Origin of the sequence: Mycobacterium sp. NPDC050441 (assembly GCF_040655355.1) — a bacterium.
Classification (GTDB): domain Bacteria; phylum Actinomycetota; class Actinomycetes; order Mycobacteriales; family Mycobacteriaceae; genus Mycobacterium.
On record NZ_JBFAJS010000001.1, the window covers coordinates 928887 to 953058 of the forward strand.

Annotated in this window: 26 protein-coding genes; 14 read left to right on the forward strand and 12 right to left on the reverse strand. The window is 66.0% G+C overall.

The genetic code is table 11. From position 1 onward, the window contains the following. The first annotated feature begins 42 nt into the window (after positions 1 to 42). Genes AB0I14_RS04555 through AB0I14_RS04575 form a run of 5 tightly spaced genes read left to right on the forward strand, consistent with a single transcriptional unit; the run spans position 43 to position 4407 of the window. Positions 43 to 1122 carry a ferredoxin--NADP reductase gene (locus tag AB0I14_RS04555; protein ID WP_358016384.1) on the forward strand — a complete coding sequence of 360 codons (1080 nt, stop codon included), beginning with the start codon at positions 43 to 45 and terminating at the stop codon, positions 1120 to 1122. Then, a complete protein-coding gene (locus AB0I14_RS04560; protein WP_358016387.1) occupies positions 1115 to 1873 on the forward strand; it encodes an SDR family NAD(P)-dependent oxidoreductase in 759 nt (252 codons plus the stop codon). Before AB0I14_RS04555 ends, AB0I14_RS04560 begins: the two co-directional genes overlap by 8 nt. Positions 1874 to 1928: 55 nt before the next feature. Further along, entirely contained in the window at positions 1929 to 3197 is a 1269-nt protein-coding gene (locus AB0I14_RS04565; RefSeq protein WP_358016389.1) for an aromatic ring-hydroxylating dioxygenase subunit alpha, read from the forward strand. After that, complete coding sequence (locus AB0I14_RS04570) at positions 3194 to 3532, forward strand: hypothetical protein (RefSeq protein WP_358016391.1); 339 nt, start codon at positions 3194 to 3196, stop codon at positions 3530 to 3532. Before AB0I14_RS04565 ends, AB0I14_RS04570 begins: the two co-directional genes overlap by 4 nt. A gap of 29 nt (positions 3533 to 3561) precedes the next feature. After that, positions 3562 to 4407, forward strand: a complete 846-nt coding sequence (locus tag AB0I14_RS04575) for a TauD/TfdA family dioxygenase (RefSeq protein WP_358016394.1) — start codon at positions 3562 to 3564, stop codon at positions 4405 to 4407. A 96-nt stretch (positions 4408 to 4503) separates the two neighbouring features. Here the strand turns inward: AB0I14_RS04575 and AB0I14_RS04580 are convergent, their stop codons facing one another. Continuing rightward, the gene (locus AB0I14_RS04580) at positions 4504 to 5427 is read right to left on the reverse strand and encodes an NADP-dependent oxidoreductase (protein WP_358016397.1); all 924 of its coding nucleotides are present in this window, start codon (positions 5425 to 5427) and stop codon (positions 4504 to 4506) included. 21 nt (positions 5428 to 5448) lie between these two features. After that, entirely contained in the window at positions 5449 to 5862 is a 414-nt protein-coding gene (locus AB0I14_RS04585; protein ID WP_358016400.1) for a cupin domain-containing protein, read from the reverse strand. Positions 5863 to 5971: 109 nt separating this feature from the next. Between AB0I14_RS04585 and AB0I14_RS04590 the strand changes: the two genes are divergently transcribed. Next, on the forward strand, positions 5972 to 6883 hold the full coding sequence (locus AB0I14_RS04590) for a LysR family transcriptional regulator (protein ID WP_358016403.1): 912 nt from the start codon (positions 5972 to 5974) through the stop codon (positions 6881 to 6883). Between the two features lie 6 nt (positions 6884 to 6889). On the opposite strand, the gene AB0I14_RS04595 is transcribed toward AB0I14_RS04590, so the two are convergent. Further along, positions 6890 to 8398, reverse strand: a complete 1509-nt coding sequence (locus AB0I14_RS04595; protein WP_358016406.1) for a GMC family oxidoreductase N-terminal domain-containing protein — start codon at positions 8396 to 8398, stop codon at positions 6890 to 6892. 10 nt (positions 8399 to 8408) lie between these two features. Continuing rightward, complete coding sequence (locus AB0I14_RS04600) at positions 8409 to 8597, reverse strand: ferredoxin (RefSeq protein WP_358016409.1); 189 nt, start codon at positions 8595 to 8597, stop codon at positions 8409 to 8411. Positions 8598 to 8758: 161 nt separating this feature from the next. Between AB0I14_RS04600 and AB0I14_RS04605 the strand changes: the two genes are divergently transcribed. Next, positions 8759 to 9256: an SMI1/KNR4 family protein gene (locus AB0I14_RS04605; protein WP_358016412.1), complete on the forward strand. Its 498-nt coding sequence runs from the start codon at positions 8759 to 8761 to the stop codon at positions 9254 to 9256. A 48-nt stretch (positions 9257 to 9304) separates the two neighbouring features. Here the strand turns inward: AB0I14_RS04605 and AB0I14_RS04610 are convergent, their stop codons facing one another. The 4 genes from AB0I14_RS04610 to AB0I14_RS04625 are packed head-to-tail and all read right to left on the reverse strand — an operon-like array spanning position 9305 to position 13111. Further along, the gene (locus AB0I14_RS04610) at positions 9305 to 10063 is read right to left on the reverse strand and encodes a hypothetical protein (RefSeq protein ID WP_358016414.1); all 759 of its coding nucleotides are present in this window, start codon (positions 10061 to 10063) and stop codon (positions 9305 to 9307) included. A gap of 21 nt (positions 10064 to 10084) precedes the next feature. Then, positions 10085 to 10438 carry a hypothetical protein gene (locus AB0I14_RS04615; protein WP_358016417.1) on the reverse strand — a complete coding sequence of 118 codons (354 nt, stop codon included), beginning with the start codon at positions 10436 to 10438 and terminating at the stop codon, positions 10085 to 10087. A gap of 3 nt (positions 10439 to 10441) precedes the next feature. Then, entirely contained in the window at positions 10442 to 11860 is a 1419-nt protein-coding gene (locus AB0I14_RS04620) for a wax ester/triacylglycerol synthase family O-acyltransferase (protein ID WP_358016420.1), read from the reverse strand. A 27-nt stretch (positions 11861 to 11887) separates the two neighbouring features. Next, positions 11888 to 13111 (reverse strand): alpha/beta hydrolase, encoded by a 1224-nt coding sequence (locus AB0I14_RS04625; RefSeq protein WP_358016423.1) that lies wholly within the window; start codon positions 13109 to 13111, stop codon positions 11888 to 11890. Positions 13112 to 13235: 124 nt separating this feature from the next. On the opposite strand from AB0I14_RS04625, the gene AB0I14_RS04630 reads away from it, so the two are divergent. After that, complete coding sequence (locus AB0I14_RS04630; RefSeq protein ID WP_358016426.1) at positions 13236 to 15398, forward strand: acyl-CoA dehydrogenase; 2163 nt, start codon at positions 13236 to 13238, stop codon at positions 15396 to 15398. A gap of 15 nt (positions 15399 to 15413) precedes the next feature. On the opposite strand, the gene AB0I14_RS04635 is transcribed toward AB0I14_RS04630, so the two are convergent. Both AB0I14_RS04635 and AB0I14_RS04640 read right to left on the reverse strand, forming a co-directional pair. Further along, entirely contained in the window at positions 15414 to 16229 is an 816-nt protein-coding gene (locus AB0I14_RS04635; RefSeq protein ID WP_358016429.1) for an SDR family oxidoreductase, read from the reverse strand. After that, positions 16184 to 17002, reverse strand: a complete 819-nt coding sequence (locus AB0I14_RS04640) for a MerR family transcriptional regulator (RefSeq protein ID WP_358016432.1) — start codon at positions 17000 to 17002, stop codon at positions 16184 to 16186. Before AB0I14_RS04640 ends, AB0I14_RS04635 begins: the two co-directional genes overlap by 46 nt. 106 nt (positions 17003 to 17108) lie before the next feature. Between AB0I14_RS04640 and AB0I14_RS04645 the strand changes: the two genes are divergently transcribed. Then, a complete protein-coding gene (locus AB0I14_RS04645) occupies positions 17109 to 17999 on the forward strand; it encodes an alpha/beta hydrolase (protein WP_358016434.1) in 891 nt (296 codons plus the stop codon). On the opposite strand, the gene AB0I14_RS04650 is transcribed toward AB0I14_RS04645, so the two are convergent. Together AB0I14_RS04650 and AB0I14_RS04655 are read right to left on the reverse strand one after the other, a co-directional pair. Next, positions 17979 to 18224 (reverse strand): hypothetical protein, encoded by a 246-nt coding sequence (locus tag AB0I14_RS04650; RefSeq protein ID WP_358016437.1) that lies wholly within the window; start codon positions 18222 to 18224, stop codon positions 17979 to 17981. The two genes, AB0I14_RS04645 and AB0I14_RS04650, sit on opposite strands and share 21 nt — an antisense overlap. 36 nt (positions 18225 to 18260) lie before the next feature. Beyond that, positions 18261 to 19796, reverse strand: coding sequence for an APC family permease (locus AB0I14_RS04655; RefSeq protein ID WP_358016440.1), 1536 nt, complete (start codon positions 19794 to 19796; stop codon positions 18261 to 18263). Positions 19797 to 19980: 184 nt separating this feature from the next. Here AB0I14_RS04655 and AB0I14_RS04660 point away from each other — a divergent pair, with 184 nt between their 5' ends. From AB0I14_RS04660 to AB0I14_RS04680, 5 genes are read left to right on the forward strand one after another with little or no spacing between them, the layout of a single operon-like run. Then, positions 19981 to 21261 (forward strand): aminotransferase class III-fold pyridoxal phosphate-dependent enzyme, encoded by a 1281-nt coding sequence (locus AB0I14_RS04660; RefSeq protein WP_358016443.1) that lies wholly within the window; start codon positions 19981 to 19983, stop codon positions 21259 to 21261. After that, on the forward strand, positions 21258 to 22805 hold the full coding sequence (locus AB0I14_RS04665) for an aldehyde dehydrogenase family protein (protein ID WP_358016446.1): 1548 nt from the start codon (positions 21258 to 21260) through the stop codon (positions 22803 to 22805). Before AB0I14_RS04660 ends, AB0I14_RS04665 begins: the two co-directional genes overlap by 4 nt. Positions 22806 to 22809: 4 nt before the next feature. Then, positions 22810 to 23415: a BMC domain-containing protein gene (locus tag AB0I14_RS04670; protein ID WP_358016449.1), complete on the forward strand. Its 606-nt coding sequence runs from the start codon at positions 22810 to 22812 to the stop codon at positions 23413 to 23415. Next, positions 23412 to 23924 carry a hypothetical protein gene (locus tag AB0I14_RS04675; protein ID WP_358016452.1) on the forward strand — a complete coding sequence of 171 codons (513 nt, stop codon included), beginning with the start codon at positions 23412 to 23414 and terminating at the stop codon, positions 23922 to 23924. Before AB0I14_RS04670 ends, AB0I14_RS04675 begins: the two co-directional genes overlap by 4 nt. Next, positions 23918 to 24169, forward strand: coding sequence for a EutN/CcmL family microcompartment protein (locus AB0I14_RS04680; RefSeq protein ID WP_166907759.1), 252 nt, complete (start codon positions 23918 to 23920; stop codon positions 24167 to 24169). Before AB0I14_RS04675 ends, AB0I14_RS04680 begins: the two co-directional genes overlap by 7 nt. The last annotated feature ends 3 nt before the right edge of the window (positions 24170 to 24172 follow it).

The following is a 24172-nucleotide window of genomic DNA, read 5'->3' on the forward strand; positions in this document are numbered from 1 at the left end:
GCACTTGAGATCAATGACAAGTACTTGATATTGTTGGTCGCGATGGAGACATCGACGACACCCCGCCATGAACCCGCCGACGTGACCGACGCCGACGGGTTCACCCCGTTGCGGATCAAGCAGGTGGTCCGGGAGACCGCCGATGCCGTATCGCTGGTGCTCGATGTTCCCGAGCCGAGCAAGGGCAGATTCGGTTACCTGGCAGGCCAGTTCGTCACCCTGCGGGTGACGATCGACGGTGCCGAACATCGCCGGTGCTATTCGATGTCCTCATCACCGGCCGTCGAGTCAGATCTGCGGATCACCGTCAAACGCGACCGCGACGGCCTGATCTCCAATTGGATCAACGACACCGCGGCCGTCGGCGACGTACTGCACATCGCACCGCCCGAGGGGCGCTTCGTTCTCACCGCCACCGAGCGCGACGTCGTCACCTTCGCGGGTGGCAGTGGCATCACCCCGGTGTTCTCGCTGGTGCATTCGGCACTGGCCGCCACCACCCGTAAAGCCCGGCTGTTCTACGCCAACCGCAATCTCGACTCGGTGATCTTCCGGGAGGCGTTGGCCGACCTGACCGACACCCACAGCGGGCGCCTTGAGGTGCATCACCACCTCGACGACCTCGACGGCGTCGTCTCGCCGCAACGCATCGCCGACTTCATCGGCGGTACCGAACTTGAAGGCGGGGGCGCGCGCTCCCAAACCGAGTACTACGTCTGCGGGCCCGCCCCGTTCATGGACACCGTCGAGAGGGTCCTGCTCGACGCCGGGATCCCCAAACAGCAGGTGCATCTGGAGCGGTTCAGCGTCGCTGCGATCCCCCCTCCCGACCCGGCCGAACCCGTGGTCACCGAAGAGGTCACGATCGAACTCGACCGCCGCACCGTTACCGCGCCCTACCGCGCCGGCAACACCCTGCTGCAGACCGCGCGACTGGCCGGCCTGAAGGCTCCGTCATCCTGCGAAACCGGTTCGTGCGGAACATGTATGGCTCAAGTGGTCGAGGGCAGCGCACGCATGCTCAACAACGACGCCCTCGACGACGACGAAGTTGCCGAAGGCTGGGTGGTGACGTGCCAGGCACTGCCCACCAGCCGCACAGTGAGGGTGGTCTATGAGTAAAACCAGCGTGAACAGGGTGGCCGTGGTGACCGGCGGGGCATCAGGCATGGGTGAAGCGACCTGCCACGAGTTGGGGCGGCGCGGCCATCAGGTCGCCGTGCTCGACGTGAATGCCGATGCCGCTCAACGTGTCACCGATGATCTTCGATCATCCGGCGTCACCGCCTTCGCGGTGGGCGCCGACATCACCGATCGTGCCGCGGTGGAAGAGGCCTTCGGGAAGGTCCGCAGCGAACTCGGGCCGGTCGGCATCTTGGTGACCAGCGCGGGGATGTTCGGGTACGCATCGTTCGCCGAGATCACCGAGCAGTCCTGGGCGCAGATGCTCGAAGTGAACCTGAGCGGGACTTTCCGCTGCTGCCAGGTCGCACTGCCGGACATGGTCGACGCCGGATGGGGTCGGATCGTGATGATCTCCTCGTCGAGCGCCCAGCGCGGTACCCCGTTCGCGGCCCACTACGCCGCGTCGAAAGGTGCCCTGTTGACCCTGACGAAATCGCTGGCCCGCGAGTACGCCCCGCACGGCATCACGGTCAACAACATCCCGCCATCGGGTATCGAGACCCCCATGCAGCACCAGTCACAGGCCGCGGGCTACCTGCCGCCCAATGAGACGATCGCCGCCAACATCCCCCTCGGCCGGCTCGGCACCGGAGCGGATATCGCTGCCGCCGTGGGGTTCCTGTGCTCCGAGGAGGCCGGTTTCATCACCGGACAAACCCTCGGGGTGAACGGCGGCGCAGTGATGTAGCGGCGCCCAGCCGCCCCAAGCAGTCCCAGAACGCACTAGTCACACGGAGGTTCACATGGCAACCAAGTGGCCCAAACCGGCTGAGGGATCCTGGACCGAGCACTATCCCGACCTGGGTACCGGGCCGATCCCGTTCCGGGACTCCATCTCTGAAGAGTTCTATGCCCTGGAGCAGGAGGCCATCTTCAAGCGGGCCTGGCTCAATATCAGCCGGGTCGAGGAGACACCCGACGTCGGCAGTTACATCACCCGCCAGATCGAGGCCGCCGATGCGTCGCTGCTCCTGGTGAAAGACCATGACGGCGGTATCCGCGCCTTCCACAACCTGTGCCGCAGACGCGGACACACACTGGTACCGGCGGACTTCCGCGCGACCGAATTGCGCAGCACCGGAAATGAGTTCGAATGCCGGCACTGCGGGTGGCGTTACGGTCTCGACGGAAAGCTGATATCGCTGCCCGACGCGGACGGCTTCGCCGGTCTGGACACCGCCGACTACGGCCTGGTCCCGGTGCACTGCGACGAGTGGGCCGGTTTCGTGTTCGTCAACTTCGACCGCGAACCGCGCCAAAGCCTGCGCGACTTCCTCGGCCCCATGGTCACCGCACTCGATGACTACCCGTTCGGCAAACTCACCGAGCGCTACGACTGGGTGGCGCACAACAACAGCAACTGGAAGATCTTCGCCGACGCCTTCCAGGAGTACTACCACGTACCGTCGCTGCACACCCAGCAGGTGCCGCCGGAGGTACGGGATCCCAACGCCGGCTTCACCTGTGGCCACTTTCAGCTCGACGGTCCGCACCGGCTCGTCTCGACGGCCGGCACCCGGCGCTGGCTGTTGGCACCGGAGTACATGTACCCGATCGAGCGGGCCACCCAGAGTGGTCTGGTGGGTCCGTGGCGGACCCCCGACATCGGTGACCTACCGATGCACGGCCTCAACCCGGGCAACATCGAGCCATGGGGCATCAGCAACTTCCAGATCTTCCCCAACCTGGAGATCCTGATCTACGGCGGCTGGTACCTGCTCTACCGCTACTGGCCGACGTCGCACAACACCCACCGGTATGAGGCGTTCACGTATTTCCATCCGGCCCGGACCGTGCGCGAACGCGTCGAGCACGAAGTGGCCGCCGTGGTGCTCAAGGAATTCGCCCTGCAGGACGCCGGCATGCTCGGCGGCACCCAGGCCGCGCTCGAGTACGACGTCATCGACGACTACCCGCTCAGCGATCAGGAGGTCCTGGTGCGGCACCTGCACAAGATGGCGGTCGACTGGGTCGAAACCTATCAGCGCGACCGCGCGCCGGCAGGAGCATGACGATGACCTCCCGACTGCCCAGCGCCTTCGCCGAACTGGAGCCCTACGCCGAAATCTGGTGTCTGCCAACGGAGACCGAACGATGGGATCGCCGTCTGGCCAGCACCATGCCGGAGATGCACCAGTTCTACGACGCCTTCTTCCCGCGCGTCGAAGAGGCGATCGAGTACTGCGACAAGTTTCCGCTCGACGACATTCCCGACGATGCGCTCAACCTGCTGCACCTGATCTATTCGCTGATCATGGTCGCCATGTCGGTGGAGATCATGCACCAACCAGCTCCGACCGATTCCGCCGACGCCGTGATGATCCGCACCGGCGAGCCACGGCCATAACACCACCGAACACCGAAAGGACGCACCTGATGAGTGTGTTGACCATCAACAAGCTGACCACTTCGGTGGGCGCCGAGGTTGTCGGCGTCGACCCCGAACGCCTGGGCACCGACGACAGCCTGGGGGCCGCGGTTCTGGACGCCCTGGAGGACAACGGGGTGCTGGTGTTCCACGGCCTGCACCTGAATCCAGAAGCCCAAGTGGCCTTCTCGCAGCGACTGGGCGAGGTCGACCGCTCGGCCGACGGCCACCACCCGGTGTCGGGCATCTACCCGATCACCTTGGACAAGACGAAGAACAAGGCGGCCGAATACCTCAAGGCGACGTTCGACTGGCACATCGACGGCTGCACGCCCATGCACGACGAATGCCCTCAGAAAGCCACCGTGCTGTCCGCACTGGAAGTCGCCGCGCGGGGCGGCGAGACCGAGTTCGCCAACACCTACGCGGCCTACGACTCGCTCGATGAGGCCGAGAAGGAGCGCTACCGCGCGCTGCGTGTGGTCCATTCCCTCGAAGCCTCGCAGCGGCGGGTCTATCCGGATCCGACACCTGATCAGCTGAGCCGTTGGCAGGCCCGGCCTACCCACGAGAACCCGCTGGTGTGGACGCACCGCAACGGGCGAAAGTCGTTGGTGCTGGGCGCTTCGGCGGACTACATCGTCGGCATGGATCGCGACGAGGGCCGGGCCCTGCTCGCCGAACTCCTCGCCCACGCCACCACCGCGGACAAGGTGTACAGCCACAAGTGGTCGGTCGGTGACACCGTCATCTGGGACAACCAGGGAGTCCTCCACCGCGCCGCGCCCTATGAGCCCAACTCCCCCCGCCACATGCTGCGCACCACGGTGCTCGGCGACGAACCCATCCAGTAGCCCAGCCCCGCGAGCGACAGTGTCTGTACGCAACACACCGTGAATTGGCGGACTTTTGCGGTCGCTCGTCGGGGCAGCCCACTTACGCCGGACCTGTCAGCTACCGTCGATGACCCTGATGATCGTCTTGCCCGCGGCGCGCTGTGCCGGGTCGAATGCCGACACCGCATCCGAGAGCGGGAGTACCGCTCCGACCGACGGCCGCAGCCGGCCCCTGCGGAGTTTGCGCTCCAGCATGACTAGTTGTGCCTGGTCGGGCTCGACGACGAAGAACACTGCTCGAGCGTCCACCGGCTGAACCCGCGGCGGTTCGGCGATGGTGACCAGGGTGCCGCCCGGCCGCACCAACTGCGCCGAGCGATCCAGGATCTCACCACCGATCACGTCGAAGACCACGTCAACCTGGCCGACGGATTCTGTCCACCCGGGTTCGAGATCCACGAACACGTCGACACCCAGATCGAGTGCGGCGGCGCGCTGCGCGGCTCGCCCACTACCGATGACCCGGGCTCCGCAGGCGTGAGCCAACTGCCCCGCGATCGATCCGACCGCGCCCGCCACCCCGTGGATCAGCACGGTCTGCCCGGCCGTCAGGTGCCCGTGGTCGAACAATCCCTGCCAGGCCGTCAGGCCCGAGATCGGAACTGCGGCCGCAACAGTGTGGTCGACATCGGCCGAAAGCAGCGCAAGATTGCGCGCCTCGACGGCTACGTACTCGGCGAGTGTGCCGTTGCGGGCCCAGTCGGTGATCCCGAAGACCCGCTGCCCGATGGTCAGACCCGTTGTGCCATAGCCACGTTCGACAACGACGCCCGAGACTTCATGCCCCGGAACGGCGGGGGTCCGGTCCCGCCCGGCGCGATCGACCCACGTTCCCGGCCAGTCCAGCTCGCCAGGGGTGAACGCGGCGGCGTGCACCTGGACGATGACGTCATTCTCGGCCGCATGCGGGTACGGAATCTCGGACAGCGACAGTCCGGCGACTCCCGCTGCGCGGTCGCCGGTGATAACTGCTTTCACGGTTGTTTCCTCGTTTCTCGGCTAGCCGATCTTGATTTGACGCGCGCTCGGATGCCGCAGGTGGTCGCGGGCCTTGATCTCGTCGGGATCCAGCATGGTGATCATGTCGACGCCTGGAGCGCAGATACATACCGCCAGGAACATCGCGCGGTGGTGCGGCTCCAGGTTGGCGACCTGGTAGTGGACCACATCCCCACCCGGCTCCCAGAAGGCTTCGCCCGCAACAATTTTCCGGGGCGCCTCACCCTCCAGCTCGAACAGGATCGAGCCCTCCAGGACGTAACCGAAAACTGGCCCCGAGTGACGGTGCGGCTGCACGCCCGGGTCGGCCGGCGGGATCTCGATGATCTGCGTCATCGCATGCGCTCCGTCGGGAATCCACGGCGGGGTGACAGACAGTAGATCGGTGACCGTGACATTTCCTGCAGCCAGCATTGTTGATTTCCTTCGTTCGAACCGTTGCCCTTCCATCAGACCAATGCCGGTCCATCAAGTCCAACGAACAATATTGATCATCTCTATCGCGAAACGAGATACTTCGATCATGGAACTTCGCCAGCTTGAGTACTTCATCGCGGTCGCCAGTGAGATGAGCTTTTCCCGAGCCGCGAACCAGACGCATGTCGTCCAGTCGGCCCTGTCCACGGCGGTGGCGAAACTGGAGAAGGAACTCGGAGTGGAGTTGTTCGACCGCTCCAAACACCAGATCAGGATCACGCCTGCGGGAGAGTTGTTCCGTGAGCACGCCCGCCAGGTGGTCCAGACCGCGCGGCTGGCAAAGGACGCGGTGAGCGCGTACCACGGGGAACTGACCGGAACCGTCGACCTCGGATCGCTGATCTCGTTCGGGACGCTTGACGTACCGGAGATACTCGGCGACTTCCACCGCGACTATCCTCTTGTCCGCATCAGGTTGCGGCAGAGCCAAATTGGCTCCATGGCCTATCTTTCAGCGATCACCGACGGTTCGCTCGACCTCGCTCTGGTGTCAGCCCCCGACCGGTTCCCCGCCCGCGTTCAGATGCAGTTGCTGTGCCGGGAGCCGATGGTGTTCGTCTGCCGCACCGATCATCCGCTTGCAGACCGCAATGACGTCGAGGTCGCCGAACTCTGCGATGAGGATCTGATCGGTTTTCCGTCCGAATTCGGGCTCAGACGTCTCGTCGATGCCGCATTCGCGGCCGCCGGCGTCGCAGCACGGGTGTCCCACGAGGTGGCTCTCGAGTACTCGATCGCCGGCCGCCTGGTCCGACACGGGCTCGGCACCATCGTGATGCCCGCCAGTGAGGCCGCCCACTATCCGGACCTGCGCGCCATCGAGATACGACCGGCGATCATGTGGGATATCTACCTCGCCTCAGCCGAACAGTCACGGCTCGGGCCCGCCAGCGCCAAGCTGGCAGAATTCCTCCTCGCCTCCGCCCCGGCACCGCGAGTTAAGTCACGCTCGGAGTAAGCGCAGTCAGGCGCTGTGCACCACGAGATCGGCGGCGCGGTGGGCGATCATCATGGTGGGCGCGTTGGTGTTACCCGATGTCAACGTCGGCATCACCGATGCGTCGATGACACGGAGTCCGTCGATGCCGTGCACGCGCAATTCGGGGTCCACGACCGACGCGTCATCGGTACCCATGCGGCAGGTTCCGACGGCGTGGCCGATGCTGGTTTCCCGCCGGGCCAGCCACGCATGATCCTGCTCGCCGGTGTTCTTGTACGCGCCGGCAACGCCTTTCATCGCCGGGGACCCCTCCACGACATCGCGGGCAAGGCTCATGCCCTTGAACAATCGCTCGACGTCGCCGCCGTCGCCCAAACGCTCGAACTCGATCCGGGCTTGCCCGTTGTGCAGTCCGACCCGGCCCCGGGCCTGCGGATGCATGAGCACGGTGTACACCGTGAACCCGTCGACCCGTTCGATCGCGGTCCGGCCTGTGCTGGCATCGAGTTCGTAATGTATGGGGCTGACCGCGATTTGGAAGTCGTCAGTGAAGATCTGGGCTTCGAATGGCGACATGGTGAGTAGGCCGTCGCCGTGAATCAACAATGAGCGAATGCCCTTGAGCGCCCCGACCGGTCCGAGCGTATTTGCCGTGGGCACCTTCGATTCCCAGAACTGAGTGCCGACCAGGTGATCTTGGAAGTTCTCGCCGACACCGGGTAGGTCGAGTGCGGTGCCCGACGGTCCGATGCCTGAACGCAACAGCAAGGTCGGTGAGCCGATGGCACCTGCGCTCAAGATAACTTCCTGGCGGGCAAGAAGTTTGCGGCCCCGATGTTCGATGCCGACGGCCCGACCGTTCTCGATGAGGACCTTCGACACTGTCGTCCTGGCGAGCAGCCGCGGCCGTCGATCTCGCGGTAGTGATCGAAGGAAGCCGCGCGCCGAGGAGACCCTCAGGCCTCGATGCTGATTGACCTGGGTTCGAGAGACGCCCAGTTGCGACCGACCGTTCTGGTCCGGGTTGAGATCATGTCCCGCCTCGGTGGCGGCAGCGATGAACGCCTCGTCAACCTCGTGGCGGTGCCCACACCACGACACCGGAATCGGTCCGGCGTCTCCGCGATACTCGTCGCCGCCGCTGACCCAGTTCTCGATTGCCTTGAAATGCGGCAGAACCTGATCGAACGACCAGCCCTGGCATCCGGCCGCGGCCCAGCCGTCGTAGTCCGCGGCGCGTCCGCGCACATAGACCATGGCGTTGATCGATCCGCTGCCGCCGATGATGCGGCCGCCCGGGAAGTGCTCGACGATGTCGCCCTTGCTCGGGTCGGGTGCGCACTGGTGTTTCCAGTTCGCGGTCATGTAGAGCGAGGCAATCCCGGTCGGTATGCGAACGTCGGGCCGATGATCGGTACCGCCGGCTTCCACCAGCACCACGTCCGCACCTGCCGACGCCAGCCGTGATGCCACGATGGATCCGGCCGAACCCGCACCGACGACGATGAAGTCGGCGACGTCTCTATCTGCCACGGAAGGGAGGTTAGCCGCGACGCAGGGCTGCCCGCGGGCATTCCTCGATCGCCTTTGCGGCGACTTCTTCCAGCTCGGCCGGGACCGGATCGAGTTGGACCACCGAATAGTCGTCCTCATCGAGTTGAAAAAGCTGCGGAGCGAGTTTCTCGCAGATGCCATTGCCCTCACACCGATCCAGGTCCACTTCGACGCGCACGGCAACCTCCAGAGGAGTTTATCCAAGTTCTACTTGTATAAAGGCTACCCCTCGTCCGGCGAGCAGACGCGCAGGTACCCGGAAATTGCTGCGCCCGTTGGTGTGTGCGGATCTCTCCAACGGCGGCCAATGCCATTGCGCGCCGTGTAGCTTTGGGCGGCATGCACCCCGCGCAAGTGTGGAGGGAGCCGGATGAGCCGGCGTACGACCAACCGCGGCTGACGGACGAGCTGCTCGACGCCGCCGAAAGTCAACTCGGTGTGCGATTGCCTGAAGCGTTGGTCGCCCTGCTGCGTGTGAAGAACGGCGGGGTTCTTCAGCTCCGCTTTCCGCTCGAACGTAATTACAACACCGTCCACTACTCCATCCGGGGCGTCGGCCCGAACTGGCCGAGAGTCGAAAAGGAGGCCTGGTGGCACGATCCGGAGTGGGGCCCGCCGAGACCTGTCGACGCCGAGTGGTTGATTCCCTTTGACGGCGACGGGCATTGGGACCTCTGTCTCGACTATCGGAGTTCACCAACAGATTCGTCTGGCTTGCGACTGCACCCGGCAGTCGTAGTGGTCGACACCGAGGAACTTGAGCCGAACATCGAGTCCTTCGTCGCGGAGTCGTTTGATGACTACCTCGCCCAACTCGTGCCACCAGACGACGAGTGAGTCGAAGCGTGCGCGCCAAGCCGGAGCATCCGTTCTGGCGCCGCGGCTCTAGGAGTTACCACCACCAAGCGGTTTCAACAGGGTCCCCAGCCACCGCACCGGCGCCGGCCAGCTACGACTCTCCTCCTGTGGCATTCCGGCGGCGCGGGGTGACAGCGGCTTGCGCCACTGATTGATCTCCACTTCGATTCGCTGATGGCGTGACCCCGACCAAAACGTAGTCAGACCAAAACCCTCGGCCACGGCCACGATTCGCTCGCCGACCATGGTGTCGGTGCGGTCCTTGACCTCCTCCGCCGCCGCTTCGTCGCCGTCGTAAGATGCGCGAACCAGTGCCTCCGGCAAGTCCGGATGCGCTCGAAAAGCGCTGTACCCCAATACCAACTGCGGTGTGGATTCACCGAGTCGCAGTGCATCCTGCTCGTGGAAGAAGGTGTAGGCCCACTCGCGATAGCGATACCAATCCGGTGGATCCGGGTTGAGGGTGCGCTCGTCGTCGATCTCGCTGGTGCCGCAGGTCATGCAGCACGAGAAGCACATCCGGGCCAGGATGCCCTCCGATTGCAGCTGCGTGAACGTGTCCTTCAGCCGACCGTAATCACCGGTGTCGGGCCAGGCAGCCTGCTCGGCCAGACGCGCATCCCACATCGACCGCAGCAAGACGGCCGCTTCATCCGGCTGCACGACCTCGGAATCGGATGCCCACACGAGCAAGTCGTCGTAGTCCCAGAACCCAGCGACCAATCGGAGCCTGAGCTCCTCTTTCAGCTCGGCGAGATCGCCAGGCTCCGAGTCCCCGATGTCCATTGGTGGAATCCTTTCTCTGGGTTATGGCGATATCCAACGCAGCCGCCACGGCGGTGCACAGGAGGTGTCGTCGAGGACCCATTCCTGGATGGACACGATGATCCAGACCGCCGCGATGGCCAGCACCACAGCTCCGGCCAGAGCAAGCGGTGTTCGCCATCGCACGCGGAGGCAGTAGAGCCACGCATACGCCACCCCCGACAGCGCTGCCACGATCCAGAACGTCATGAAGATTTCGAATTGGATCACAATGCCCAGGGCAGCGGCGTCGGTGCCGTGTCGGCAGTCCAGCCATCGAGGGATCAGGAGTACCAAGAGCCCGTAGGCGCTGACCACCCCGAGCAGTGGTCCCAGCCACCACCCAGCCCAACGCATCGCCTATTGCGGCATCGCAGACTCGACCACCGTCAGCTTGTCCGAAAGCCCTGCGACCCTACGAATCTCGCGGAACTCCTCGACCATGCCGTCAGTGACCTCGTGCGGATCATCGACAGTGGCATCGTCGGAGAGCACCGAGATGTTGAGCTGGTCGACATAGCTCCACACCGTGATGTTCAGCCCGCTGCCGGTCGTAATGGGCCCGACCGAGTAGATCTCGGTGACGGTGGCACCGCCGACCTTGCCGCGCTCCCGCGGTCCCGGCACATTCGAGATGTTGAGGTTGAGCACTTTGTTCTGACCGTCCTGATGGGACAGCCACTTGAACATCGCCTCGACGGGCGCCGGTGGCATGTAGGCGGCCCAGCGCGCAATCAGTTCCGGACCGATCAGTTGATGACTTTCCTTGGCGAGGGCGGCCGCGTCATGCGCACGCTGTACCCGCTCGGCGGTATCGGCGACATCCACCGGCAGTGCCACCAGCACGCCGCTGAACCTGTTGCCCGAGATGCGATCCGGTGAGAAGTCGAAGCTCATCGGCACCGAGGCCAGCAACGGGTGGTCGGCCTGGCCGTCGTACTTGAGCGACAACGCGCGTAGCGCTCCCGACGACATGGCCAACACCAGGTCGTTGATCGTCACCCCGAGCTTCTTACTCGTCTCCTTGACATCGGCTAAAGCCAAAGTGGCCGTGGCGAACAGGCGTTTCTCGCCGAGGATGTGGTTCATGAAGCTGGGCGGCGGCGTGAAGGGGCGGGTCAGCTCGGGCGACAGCTTGCGGTGGCTGCGCCGGACCCGACCCAGCCCCTGGGTCGTGTAGCGGACAGTCCCGGGCACCCGGCCGAGTTGACGCATGTGATCGGCGAACGCCGAGCGCACCAGTTCGGTCTTGGTGGGCGCCGGGTCGGTGGCATACGAGTCGTCGTCGCGCTGCGGGCCGTCGCGCAGGTCCATGCCGCGGGCCAACAGATTCGCCGAGGCGACCCCGTCGGCCAGTGCGTGGTGAATCTTGCCGACGACCGCAATGCGCCCGTCGGCCAGACCTTCGACGAAGTACATCTCCCACAGCGGCCGGCTGCGATCCAGCGAGGTGCTGCCGATCTCGCCGATGGCCTCGTCCAGTTCGCGGCGCCCGCCCGGCGCGCGGACTCGCCACGGCCGGACGTGGTACTCCAGGTCGACGTCGCAGTTCTCCCGCCACATCGGGTGGTGGAACTTGAACGGGATGTCGACGAGTTGGTAGCGGAACGGGTCGAGCTTGTGCAGCCGCCCGCGGATCACCTCCCGGAACTCGTCGATCCCGAAAGTCCGCTCACCCATGCCTTCGAGCGCGATGACCGCGATCTTCAACGTGTGCATGTGCACGTTGGGCGTCTCTGTATAAAGCAGGAACGCGTCCCAACCACTCAACCGCTTCACGGTGTCCCTCCCCAGGTGTGGAAACGCCTATATGACCGCTTTAGCCTCGTCCATCGCCCGGTTTCGGTGAATCTGGTTGAGGAACAAACCAATTGCCGTGGCCATCGTCCCGGTTCTGGCCCCGTCCGTCATATCGAAGGCGTGTCCGGCGCCGGGCAGCTCGATGTAGCTGACCACTGCCCGCGACACAGCCTTGAGCTTGTCGACGAAGCTGCGGGCCTGCGCCACCGGGATGACACTGTCGCCGGTGCCGTGAATGACCAGGAACGGCGGCGCGTCGGGATGGATCTGCGCGATCGGTGAGGCCTGCCGGAAGATCTCCGGATGGCGATCGAGCTTGCGGCCCACCACGATCCGTTCCAGGAAGTCGACGAACCGGACCCGCTCGTCGGTGGAGCGGTCCTCCCAGTCGTAGCGCCCGTAGATGCCCACCACGGCGTCGACCGATGTGTCGGCCCCGTCCGGCAGATCCCCCTGGAGATCCGGGTCGTTCGGGGTGAGCCCGGCGAGTGCGGCCAGGTGGCCACCGGCCGAGCAGCCCGCGAGGGCGACGAAATTGCGGTCGCCACCGAACTTGTCGACATTGGCCCGCGCCCAAGCGATTGCGGCCTTGACGTCGGTGATGTGCCGCGGCCAGCGGTGATGCGGGGCCACCCGGTAGTCGATCGACAGACACACCCAACCCTGCTGAGCCAGATGTGACAACAGCGCGTAGCCCTGCAAGATCCGGCCGCCGTGCACCCAGGCACCCCCCGGCACGAACAGCAGCACCGGCGCGGGTTCGGCCGGTAGATCCTTGGGCCGCCACACATCGAGCAGCTGGGCCGGGTCGTCGCCGTAGCGCACCGAGGTCCGGTACACGTCGCGCCGATACTCCATGGTGTGCCACAACGGCGGCACGCTGTCCGGAGCCGGCCAGTCGATGGCCAGGTCAGCCGGCGAGACCACGCCGCGCAGCGCCTCCTGGGCGACTGTGTTGGTCTGCTCCCGCTCCGCCTGCCGCAACTCACTGTTGTCCGGCGCGAGCCAAGACTTCGCCGAGGAGGTGACGAATTCGGGCAGGTGACGGAACCCCCACACACTCATGGCGGTGAGGGCACCGAGCGGTTCCAGGTGCTTGCCCACCACCGGTAGCGAAGCCGATGCCACGCTAAGTGCCAGCATGTGGTCAGCAGGCTTGGCATGCAGCAACCATCGTGCTCGATCAGCGAGCGTCGGTGCGGGGTACCGGTTATCCGGTCGTGCCGTCATTGCGCGAGCGTACCCCGCAGCGTATTGACTCCGGCGACAACTTCGCCGACTTGTTCACCTGACGTCAAGATGTGACCTGCATCACATCGACTTCTACGCGTAACCCCCGTTAGCTTCGCTAACCATGACTAAGTCTGCGCTGGCCATCACCGAAGAGCACCAAGACCTCGCCGACGCCACACTCGGGCAGTTGAACCGGCTCGACAGTCGCGCAGCCGCCCGCGCCACCCTGGAGAAGGCCGGCAGCTACCCCGACGAGATCTGGTCGGCCGGCGCCGGACTCGGCTGGAACGGCCTGGCCATCTCCGAGGAGTACGGCGGCTCAGGGTTCGGTCTGCCCGAACTGGCCGTGGTGGCCGAGGTCGCCGGGCGCGAACTGTGCCCGGGACCGTTCCTGCCGACCGCTTCCGCCGCGGTGGTCATCGACCGGTACGCACCGGATTCCGTTCGCGCCGAACTCCTTCCAGGCCTCGCCAGCGGTGCAACAGTGGGAGCACTCGGGCTGGCCGGCTCGGTGAGCGTCGGCGCCGACGGCCTGCTCGGCGGGCAGGCCCGCGCGGTACTGGGCGCCCCCGACGCGCAGGTGCTCGTGCTGGCCGCCGGCGACGACATCGTCGTCCTGGACGCCATGGCCGACGGAATCACCGTCACCGCACAGGATTCCCTGGACACCACCCGCAGCATCGGCGCGGTGGATCTGCGCGCGGTGGCGGTCGACGAGAGCCGGATCCTGCGCGGCGCCGCACGCCCGGCCCGCACGGTGTTCCGCATCCTCGGCTCGGCGGAGGCGGTCGGCGTGTCCTGGGCCGCACTCGATATGGCGGTCGAGTACGCGAAGGTGCGCGAACAGTTCGGTCGCACCATCGGCACCTTCCAGGCCGTCAAACACCACGCCGCCAACATGCTCGTCGACGCCGAACAGACCACCGCCGCAGTGTGGGACGCTGCCCGCGCAGACAACCTCGACGGTGCCTGGTTCGCCGCCGCGGTGGCCGCAGCCCACGCCATCAGGGCCCAGATCTTCTGTGCGCAGAACAACGTTCAACTTCACGGCGGCATCGCCTTCACCTGGGAGCATGACGCGCACCTGTACCTGCGGCGGGCCCGGACCCTGGCCGCGGTACTCCGTGACGGCGCCGATCCGCTGGTCGACGTCGTCGACGGGCAGCGCAGCGGGCAGGCGCACGGCGCGTCCTTCTCGCTGCCCGAGGAGGCCGAGCGGTACCGCCAGGACGCACAGGCGGCAGCATCAGAGGTGAAGGCGCGGCCCGAGGACAAGCGCCGTGACTACCTGGTGGATTCCGGCTACCTGGTGCCGCACTGGCCCAAGCCGTATGGCCGCGCCGCGGATGTGTTGGAACAGCTGGTGATCGAGGAAGAGTTCACCGACGTCGAACGCGCAGATATGGGGATCACCGGCTGGGTGACCCTCACCATCGCCCAGGCCGGCACCGACGATCAGCGCGAGCGCTGGGTGGAGTCGGTGCTGCGCGGGCAGGTCATGTGGTGCCAGCTGTTCTCCGAGCCGGGCGCGGGTTCGGATGCGGCCGCGGTGCGCACCGCGGCCAAGAAAGTCGACGGCGGCTGGCGGGTGACGGGCCAGAAGGTGTGGACCAGCCTGGCCCAGCACTGCCAGTGGGGCCTGGCCACCGTGCGCACCGATCCCGACGCGCCCAAACACGCCGGCGTCACCATGATGGCGATCGACATGAAAGCCCCTGGGGTGACGGTGAATCCGCTGCGCGGGCTGACCGGGGACGCACACTTCAACGAGGTCTTCTTCGACGACGTGTTCGTCCCCGACGCCGATGTCGTCGGCGACGTGAACAAGGGCTGGCTGGTGGCGCGCGCCACCCTTGGCAACGAGCGCATCTCGATCGGTGGCGGGTCGGCGGCGCCGACCGGATTCGACGCCGACGAACTGGTGGCGCTGATCGACGCGGATCCCGACGGGGCCCGCTACGTGCGCCGCGCCGGCGAGGTGATCGCCGTGGGCCACACGCTGCGACTGCTGAACCTGCGCCGGGTCAGTCGGGCCATCGCCGGCACCGAGCCCGGACCCGAGGGCAATGTCACCAAGCTGCTGGTCGCCGAGCATTCCCAGCATCTGACCGAACTGGGCATGGATCTGGTCGGCTCGTCCGGGGTCACCGGCCAGACGCCGAAGCTGACCCGGGCGTACCTGGGCAACCGGGCCATGACCATCGCCGGCGGGACCTCCGAGATCACGCGCAACACCATCGCCGAGCGCATCCTGGGGCTCCCCCGCGACCCGCTGCTGAAGTAGCGCCCGCTGGGCGGTCTACACCGTCGGGACCGTACCGCCATCGACAACCAGATCAGCGCCCACGATCGACGACGCGACATCAGACACCAGAAACCCCACCACCTCGGCGACCTCGGCAGGCAGGGCCGGCCTGCCCAGCGGGATGCCACCGAGTGCGGACATCAGCGATTCGAGGGCGTCCTCGCGAGATCCGCCGGCGGCCCCGGCGATACGATCGACCAACGCTTCGGCGGCCGTCGTCTGGATGAAGCCAGGCGATACGGTATTGACCCGAATCCCCTTGGGCGCCAGCTCATTGGCCAGGCCCTTGCTGTAGGAACGCAGCGCCGCCTTGGCCGCGGCGTACCCCAAGGTGCCGTCATAGAGCGGCATCCGGCTCTGGATCGACCCGATATGCACCACCGCACCCCGGCCGGCTTCGATCATCATCGGCAGTAGCGCGCGGTCCAGCCGGACCGCCGCCAGCAGGTTCAGGTTCAGCTCGTCAGCCCAGTCCTGATCGCCCAGCGCCGCGAATCCCCCGGGTGTGGCGCCGGAGCCACCCGCCGTATGGACCAGGATCTGGGCCCCGCCGTTCGCGCGGATGTGAGACGCCAGATCAGCGACATCGGCCACTGAGGTCAGGTCCGCGGCAACGAAATCGTCTGCAGCCAAAGCGGTGTCACCAGGGCGCTGTCGGGCCACGGCCGTCACGTGTGCGCCGGCTGCCCGCAGCCTGGTGACTATCGCGGCACCCGCACCCTTGGTGCCACCGGTGACGACCGCGCGCCGTCCCGCCAGGGCGTTCACGCATCCGCCCGAAAGACGGGCCAGCACAACGTTGTCCGCCACAGCGTGGAATCATCGGTATCCCACGTAAACCGCTCATAGTACTCACGGAGCGGTCCCTCGACACTGATCTCCTGCCGCGTCGCGTACTCACCGAGCGCGCTGTAGGCCAGGTCGACATCATCGTGGGCACCGCGGTGGCTCGCCACCACAAGGTCGGCGGCCGGAATGGTCTGCGGCCTGACCCGTCCGACCGGACGGACCTGACCGTCGACCGGGATGAACACCGTCGCGGTGCCGCGGTCGCGGGCGAAGATGTCGAACCCGAAAAGCGCCGCGGGGCAGCCGGCCGACGCCAAGCCCGGCTCGGCGTGGACAGCGCCCCGCAGTTCGTCGACCGCGCCCTGCCACCAGTCAATGAGCTCGTCCCGATCCACAGTCGTGGTGATGGCAGCAGCGGGAGTTGCTGGGATACTTCGGTATTCGATGCTGGATGCCTCATCGGGCGGCTCCAGGATCGCCCGCAGCGACTCGACAGCGCCGCGGGTCTGGGCGAGCCGGTCTTCCAGCCGCTGCAGATGGTCGCTGATCAGCGCGTTGCGGGCGGCAGGCGCAGCGGCCAGCACCGCCCGCACATCGGCGATCGGCATGTCGAGCTGACGGAGGCGACGCACCACCTGGGCCGTCGCCACCTGCTCGACGTTGTAGTAGCGGTAGCCGGAAGAAGGGTCGATACGGTCAGGTATCAGCAGGCCGACCTCGTGGTAGTGCCGCAGCGTCTTGACCGGCAACTGCGTCATCCGCGACAGGTCCCCGATCGACAGATCAGTGGTCATACGCCCAGTGTGAAGGCTCCCCCAGGGGGAGACTCAAGACCGACGATCACCGTTGGTACGTCGCCCCCGACAACAGCGGATCCGGCAGCACGGTAGAACTGACAGTGTGACCGCGACCACAACCTTCCACCCGGACCTCGAACGCATCGCCCGTTTCATCCCGCGTCAGCTGGTGACCAGGCGTTCACTGCCGGTGCTTCAGCGGCTGACCAGCCTGCAGAACCGGCAGACACCCAAGGACGTCGAGGTCCTCACCTTGAGCTCCGGTGTGGGCGTGCGGCTGATCCGGCCGACCGGGGTCACCGAGCCGACTCCGGCGCTGCTGTGGATCCACGGCGGTGGCTACGTACTGGGCAGCCCGGCGCAGGACGATGCCCTGTGCCGACGCTTCGCCCGGCAACTCGGCATCACGGTGGCGGCGGTCAAGTACCGCCTGGCGCCGCAGAACCCCTACCCGGCAGGGTTGGAGGACTGCTACGAGGCACTGACATGGCTCGCGGGACTTCCCGCGGTCGACGCCTCACGGGTCGCGGTCGCCGGCGCCAGCGCAGGTGGTGGATTGGCTGCCGCCCTTGCGCTGCTCGCCCGTGACCGCGGCGAGGTATCGCTTGCCGCACAGATACTCGTGTACCCGATGCTCGACGACCGCTCGGTGGGCCCCGAGCTGGAGAATCCCGGGCACCGGCTGTGGACGCAGGGCAGCAACAAATTCGGCTGGTCGGCCTATCTCGGCGGAGCCGATCCGGCGACCGCGGTGCCGGGGCGTCGTGACGATCTGGCCGGGTTGCCGCCGGCCTGGATCGGCGTGGGGACGCTGGACCTGTTCCACGACGAGGACATGGCCTACGCCGAGCGGTTGCGGGCCGCCGGGGTCGAATGTCAGGTCGAAGAGGTATACGGGGCGTTCCACGGATTCGACCAGATCGCCGCCAAAACACCGGTGGCCCAAGCCTTCATGGCCAGCCAGTGCGCGGCCCTACGGGCGGCATACGCCTGATTCCCGCTGGTGGCGCAGGTACCTGCAGGCGCGTTCCAGCAGGCAGCGGTCGGCCGCCGGGAGCGCCCTGACCCTGGTCACCAGCGCAGCGACGATCCGGGCGAACCGGGCGCGCAATTGATCGACCGTCATGCCGAACTCGAGCCAGACGTCGTCCTCGCGCGGACCCCCGTAGGGAGCCCACGCGAGGACGAACTTCAGCAGGAAACGTTCGAAGGAGTCCATCTACCGACCAGGTTGGTGTTCCAGTCGCGGTGGACTTCAGTCTCGAACACTGTTGTCCTCGAACACGATCCGGCCGATCAACTCGTAGCGGCGCGGATCGCGCAGCTTGAAGTAGGTGGCCATGCCCGCACCAAGAACGAAGATTCCCACCACGATCCACGGGGTCAGCTTGAACAGCAGTGTGCCCGAGGCGGTACCGGCGGCGGCATCTTTGTGTTCCCACAGCAGGTACACGACGTACAGCATGCCGATCCCGCCGAGGCCGGGGGCGATGAGCGTCTTGAACCAGTGCTTGGACACCGGGTGGTTCTTGCGGATGTGGAAGTAGCTGATCACCGAGAAGGCACACAGCGACTGCACGATCAGGATCGCCATCGTGCCGAGGATCGCCAGCAGTGTGTACATGTGCACGTACGGGTCCATCCCGGCGAACAGGAACGCAAGGATGATCACCAGGGTGATCCCGCTCTGCACGAATGAGGCGATGTGCGGCGACCCGTGTGTGGGATGCGTTGCGCCGATGGTCTTCTGCAGGCTCTTGGACAGACCTTCCCGACCCAGTGCGTACAAGTAGCGCGAGGCACAGTTGTGGAAGGCCATGCCGCAGGCGAACGAACCGGTGACCAGCAGGATGTTGAACACCGTGATCGCCCACTCGCCGTAGGAGCTGCGTACCGGGCCGAAGAAGATCTCCGACGACGTCGCGGAATCCTGCGCGAGTTCCACCGCACGCTCCGGTCCGGTGCCGGCGATCGCCATCCAGGACACGAACACGTAGAACGCACCGACGCCGAGCACGCTCAGCATGGTGGCCCTGGGGATGATCTTCTTCGGGTTGCGCGACTCCTCGCCGTACATGGCAGTCGATTCGAAACCGACCCACGACCAGAAGGCGAAGAACAGACCCAATCCGGCACTGGCACCGGCGATTCCGGCGGCCGGGGAGAACGCACCGATGGGGTTGATGGTCTCGGCGATCGCGAAGCCCTGCGGACCGCCGCCCTTGACCAGTACCGCCAGCGCACCGAGCGCCAGCATGACGATCTCGGTCACCAGGAACACGCCGAGCACCTTGGCGGTCAGGTTGACGTCGAAGTAGGTCAGGACCGCGTTGATCACCAGCATCAGCAGCGCCGGGATCACCCAGTGGATATGGATGCCCAGTTGGGTCTGCATGAGGTTCTGGAAGAAGAACGAGAAGATCCCGATCAATGAAGCCTCGAACACCACGTAGGCCATGGTGATCAGTCCGCCGCTGGCCATCCCGACGATGCGGCCGAGGCCGTGGGAGATATAGCCGTAGAAGGCGCCGGTGGTGGTGATGTGCTTGGCCATGGTCGCGTAGCCCACGGCGAAGAGGCCCAGGACGACGGTCGCCACGATGTAGCCGGCCGGTGCATGCGAACCATTTCCGAAGCCGACGGCGATCGGGACGTTGCCGACCATTGCCGTGATCGGAGCGGCGGTGGCCACCGCCATGAAGATGACGCCGACGGTGCCGACGGCGTTGCGTTTCAGTCTCTGTACGTCGTGAGCTGTGTCTTCACGCCCGTCGACAGCTTGATCGGTCATCTATCGGGATACCTTCCAGGTAACAGTGGAGTCCCTGATGTGGCCTGGGCCACAGGTGAGACCTACGTATATTGGCACTACCAAAACCGATTGGCAAGCACTTCTTGCAACCATTGACACAAATGGTTGCAACCGTTTACGGTGAGTCCCATCACAGCTACCGAGTAGCTCAAGAGGGAGCCGCATGTACGACTACGGCACGTTCACGTTCGAGTCCAAAGCCGAAGTGCTGGACAAGGCGAAGACGTTCTGGAATCCAGACAAGACACAGTTCTGGACCGACACAGGTGTCGATCTGGTGATCGACCGCCGCGAAGGCTATTTCCTGTGGGACATGGAGGGGCGTCGTCTCATCGACATGCACCTCAATGGCGGTACCTACAACCTGGGTCACCGCAATCCCGAAGTGATGCAGGCGATTACCGAAGGCATGCAGCACTTCGACGTGGGCAACCACCACTTCCCGTCGGTAGCCCGCACCGCGCTGGCGCAACGCCTGGTGGAAACCGCGCCGGCGTCGATCAAGAAGGTGGCGTACGGGTCCGGCGGTGGCGAGGCCATCGACATCGCACTCAAGAGCGCCCGACACGCGACCAAGCGCCGCAAGATCGTCTCGATCGTCAAGGCCTACCACGGCCACACCGGCCTGGCGGTGGCCACCGGCGACGACCGGTTCGCCAAGTTCTTCCTGGCCGATCAACCGGATGAGTTCCTCCAGGTGCCGTTCAACGACGTCGACGCGATGGAGCGGGTACTGGCCTCCGGCGACATCGCCGCGGTCATCATGGAGACCATCCCGGCGACGTACGGATTCCCGCTCCCCGCACCGGGTTACCTGGAGGCGGTCAAGGCGGCCACCGAAAAGCACGGCACGCTCTACATCGCCGACGAGGTGCAGACCGGCCTGATGCGCACCGGCGAGCTGTGGGCCATCACCAAGCACGGCATCGAACCCGACATCCTGGTTACCGGCAAGGGCTTGTCCGGCGGCTTGTACCCGATCACCGCAGCCCTGCTGGGTGACCGTGCGGCAGGCTGGCTCGACGAGGACGGGTTCGGCCACATCTCCACCTTCGGCGGTTCCGAACTCGGCTGTGTGGCCGCGATGAAGACGCTGGAGATCTCCACCCGCCCTGAAGTGCGCTCGATGGTCCACTACATCTCCGACATCTTCGACCACGGACTGCACCGCATCCAGGCCGACAATCCGGACTGGTTCATCGGCATCCGACAGAACGGCGTGGTGATCGGTCTGGAATTCGATCACCCCGAGGGCGCCAAGTTCGTGATGCGCGAGCTTTACCAGAACGGCGTGTGGGCGATCTTCTCGACGCTGGATCCCCGTGTGCTGCAGTTCAAACCGGGCCTTCTGCTCTCGCGCGAGCTGTGTGAGGACGTCCTGGACCGCCTCGCTGTCGCGGTGGCCCGGGCCAAGACCGCTGCCACCGGACGGAAGGCATCATGACGAATATTGCGCAGGCCGGCCACATGCTCGAACGCGCCCGCTGGGCCGCGGCGGCATATGCCGACTACGACCAGGCCGCGGTGTCGGCGATCGTCACCGCGGTGGCCGACGCCGGCTACGCCGAGGCCGAACGGTTCGCCGCCGAGGCGGTCGCCGAGACCGGCATGGGCGTGGTGGCCGACAAGGTGACCAAGAACCGGGCGTGCTCACGTGGCATCGTCGACTACTACCGCGGCGAAGATTATGTGTCGCCGCGCCTCGACGAGGCCCGCAAGATTGTCGAGCTGCCCCGACCCGCGGGCGTGGTGCTGGCACTGACGCCGACCACGAATCCCGTTGCCACGGTGTACTTCAAGGTGATCCTGGCGCTGATGACCCGCAACGCCGTCGTCGTCGCTCCACATCCGCGGGCCAAGCAGTGCTCAGCCGACGCTGCCCGCGTGCTCGCCGAGGCCGCCGTCGCGGCCGGCGCTCCGGACGGCATCGTCCAGGTGGTCGACGAGCCGTCGATTCCTCTGGTGCAGACGCTGATGGCCGACGAGCGCACCGACGTCATCGTGGCGACCGGCGGCACCGGCGTCGTGCGCGCCGCGTACTCGTCGGGCAACCCGGCGCTGGGCGTCGGCCCGGGCAACGTCCCGGTGTTCGTCGACGCCAGCGCGGACATCAACGCCGCGGCCAAGCGGATCGTGGACAGCAAGGCGTTCGACAACTCGGTGCTGTGCACCAACGAGTCGGTGCTGATCGTCGAAGAGGCCGTCGCCGACAAACTGCGCTCGGCGCTGACCCGGGCCGGGGCGCACATCCTCGACGAGGACGGCGCCCGGCGGCTGCGGGCCTACATGTTCGCCGACGGACACCTCAACACCGACGTGGTCGGACGCGACGCCGCGTGGATCGCCGGTCAGGCCGGCCTGCGGGTCACCCCCAAGACCCGCGTACTGATCGCGCCGTTCGATGACGTGATCAGCGAGGAGATGCTGGCTCACGAGAAGCTGTCGCCGGTGCTCGGCATGACCACCGCGGCCGACGCCGCGCGTGGTATCCGGGCGGCCCGGGCCGTGGTGCGCATCGGCGGGGCCGGACACTCCGCTGCCATCCACAGCGAGAACCCTTCGGTGATCACCGATTTCGCCGCTCAGGTACCCGTGCTGCGGGTGTCGGTCAATGTCGGCAACTCGACCGGTAGCTCCGGGCTGGACACCAACCTGGCGCCATCGATGACCATAGGCACCGGGTTCGTCGGGCGAAGCTCGATCGGGGAGAACCTGCAGCCGCAGAACCTGATCAACTGGGCCCGTATCGCCTACAACAGCGACTCCGGCGTGCCGATGGGCAACTTCGCCGGCATCAACCCGTGGCACGCACCGGCCGGCCTCGTGCCGGAATACCCGCGCGCCTCCAACGATCGCGACGGTGTGCCCGTCACGCCGCGCCGCTCGTACCCGACCATCAACCGGTCGTCGGATCCCGGAATGGACACGCTGCGGGCCGAATTGCGCGCACTCGTCGTCGAAGAACTCGCACAACTGATCAAGAGGTAGGGCAGTGGCTGAACTTCGTTCCTTCATCTTCATCGACCGGCTGCAACCGCAGACCATGTCGTATCTGGGCACCTGGATCAAGGGTGCGCTGCCGCGGGCCAACCAGGCCGCCCAGATCATCGAGGTGGCTCCCGGTCTGGACATCGAGGGCGTCACCGACGTCGCCCTCAAGCACGCCGAGGTCAAAGCCGGAATCCTGGTGGTCGAGCGGCAATTCGGCTACCTGGAGTTCCACGGGGAGACGGGCGCGGTCAAGGCCGCCGCCGATGCCGCACTCGATGAGCTGGGCGGTGACACCGGAAGCGCGGTCTCGCCGAATGTGCTGGCCTCGCGGATCATCTCCAGCGTCGACCACCAACATGCATTCCTGATCAACCGCAACAAGATCGGGTCGATGGTGCTGCCCGGTGAGTCGTTGTTCGTGCTGGAGGTCCAGCCGGCGTCATACGCCATCCTGGCCACCAACGAGGCCGAAAAGGCCGCCGACATCAAGGTGGTCGACTTCCGGATGATCGGTGCCACCGGCCGCGTCTACCTGTCCGGCACCGAAGCCGATATCCGCACCGCAGCCGACGCGGCACGGGACGCACTCGCCAGGGCGACTGCATGAGCAGCATCAACCGCGACGAACTGCGCGCCCTCGTGCGTGAGGTGGTGCGGGAGGCGGTCCGGGATGCCGGAGCCGCCGCCAAGACTCCGGGGCCGGTGGCTGTCCCCCCACCACCGGCTCCGGCTCCAGCGGCGACAGCAGCCACCCAGTTCGGTGTGGAACCCACCGGGCCCCGCGCTGTCGACGGCAAGAACCGCAGCGAGACCGTGCAGCTGTCCAACGACCGCGACCTCGACAGCTTCGTCCGGAAACTGTTGCGGCTCTTCGAAAGCCCCAAGACCCGCGCTGATCTCAAGACCGGAAGGCTCAGTTTCCGGTTGGCCGGATCGGCCAGGTCCTCGGGCGGCGGGGCCATCCACCGCATCGACACCGGCGCCGTCACCGAACGCCAGATCGCCGACCTGGCCGGCGGCACGCTCGTGCTCGGCCGCAAGGCCGTGCTCACCCCGCTGGCCCGGGAGAAGGCCCGCACCTTGGGAATCAAGATTGAAAAGGAGCCAAAGTGCTAGCAGCGACTGTCACCGGCAACGTGTGGTCGACCCGGCGCATCGACGGTATCCCCGCGGGCGCGTTCCTCGAGGTCGAGGTCGACGGCACCGGATCGAAGCTGATCGCCTTCGACGTCCTGGGCAGCGGCGTGGGCGAGCACGTCCTCGTGGCCCAGGGCTCGGTGGCCTCGGGCTGGTTCACCGGAACCCCGCCGCCCGTTGACGCCCTCATCATCGGATCCATCGACACCAACCCCAACAAATAAGGA

Excerpts from the sequence above, each read along its gene's own strand:
- AB0I14_RS04555 (WP_358016384.1), top strand. The coding sequence starts at position 43 with ATGGAGACATCGACGACACCCCGCCATGAACCCGCCGACGTGACCGAC.
- AB0I14_RS04560 (WP_358016387.1), top strand. The coding sequence starts at position 1,115 with ATGAGTAAAACCAGCGTGAACAGGGTGGCCGTGGTGACCGGCGGGGCA.
- AB0I14_RS04565 (WP_358016389.1), top strand. The coding sequence starts at position 1,929 with ATGGCAACCAAGTGGCCCAAACCGGCTGAGGGATCCTGGACCGAGCAC.
- AB0I14_RS04570 (WP_358016391.1), top strand. The coding sequence starts at position 3,194 with ATGACGATGACCTCCCGACTGCCCAGCGCCTTCGCCGAACTGGAGCCC.
- AB0I14_RS04575 (WP_358016394.1), top strand. The coding sequence starts at position 3,562 with ATGAGTGTGTTGACCATCAACAAGCTGACCACTTCGGTGGGCGCCGAG.
- AB0I14_RS04585 (WP_358016400.1), bottom strand. The coding sequence starts at position 5,862 with ATGCTGGCTGCAGGAAATGTCACGGTCACCGATCTACTGTCTGTCACC.
- AB0I14_RS04590 (WP_358016403.1), top strand. The coding sequence starts at position 5,972 with ATGGAACTTCGCCAGCTTGAGTACTTCATCGCGGTCGCCAGTGAGATG.
- AB0I14_RS04605 (WP_358016412.1), top strand. The coding sequence starts at position 8,759 with ATGCACCCCGCGCAAGTGTGGAGGGAGCCGGATGAGCCGGCGTACGAC.
- AB0I14_RS04610 (WP_358016414.1), bottom strand. The coding sequence starts at position 10,063 with ATGGACATCGGGGACTCGGAGCCTGGCGATCTCGCCGAGCTGAAAGAG.
- AB0I14_RS04615 (WP_358016417.1), bottom strand. The coding sequence starts at position 10,438 with ATGCGTTGGGCTGGGTGGTGGCTGGGACCACTGCTCGGGGTGGTCAGC.
- AB0I14_RS04625 (WP_358016423.1), bottom strand. The coding sequence starts at position 13,111 with ATGACGGCACGACCGGATAACCGGTACCCCGCACCGACGCTCGCTGAT.
- AB0I14_RS04630 (WP_358016426.1), top strand. The coding sequence starts at position 13,236 with ATGACTAAGTCTGCGCTGGCCATCACCGAAGAGCACCAAGACCTCGCC.
- AB0I14_RS04640 (WP_358016432.1), bottom strand. The coding sequence starts at position 17,002 with ATGACCACTGATCTGTCGATCGGGGACCTGTCGCGGATGACGCAGTTG.
- AB0I14_RS04650 (WP_358016437.1), bottom strand. The coding sequence starts at position 18,224 with ATGGACTCCTTCGAACGTTTCCTGCTGAAGTTCGTCCTCGCGTGGGCT.
- AB0I14_RS04655 (WP_358016440.1), bottom strand. The coding sequence starts at position 19,796 with ATGACCGATCAAGCTGTCGACGGGCGTGAAGACACAGCTCACGACGTA.
- AB0I14_RS04660 (WP_358016443.1), top strand. The coding sequence starts at position 19,981 with ATGTACGACTACGGCACGTTCACGTTCGAGTCCAAAGCCGAAGTGCTG.
- AB0I14_RS04665 (WP_358016446.1), top strand. The coding sequence starts at position 21,258 with ATGACGAATATTGCGCAGGCCGGCCACATGCTCGAACGCGCCCGCTGG.
- AB0I14_RS04675 (WP_358016452.1), top strand. The coding sequence starts at position 23,412 with ATGAGCAGCATCAACCGCGACGAACTGCGCGCCCTCGTGCGTGAGGTG.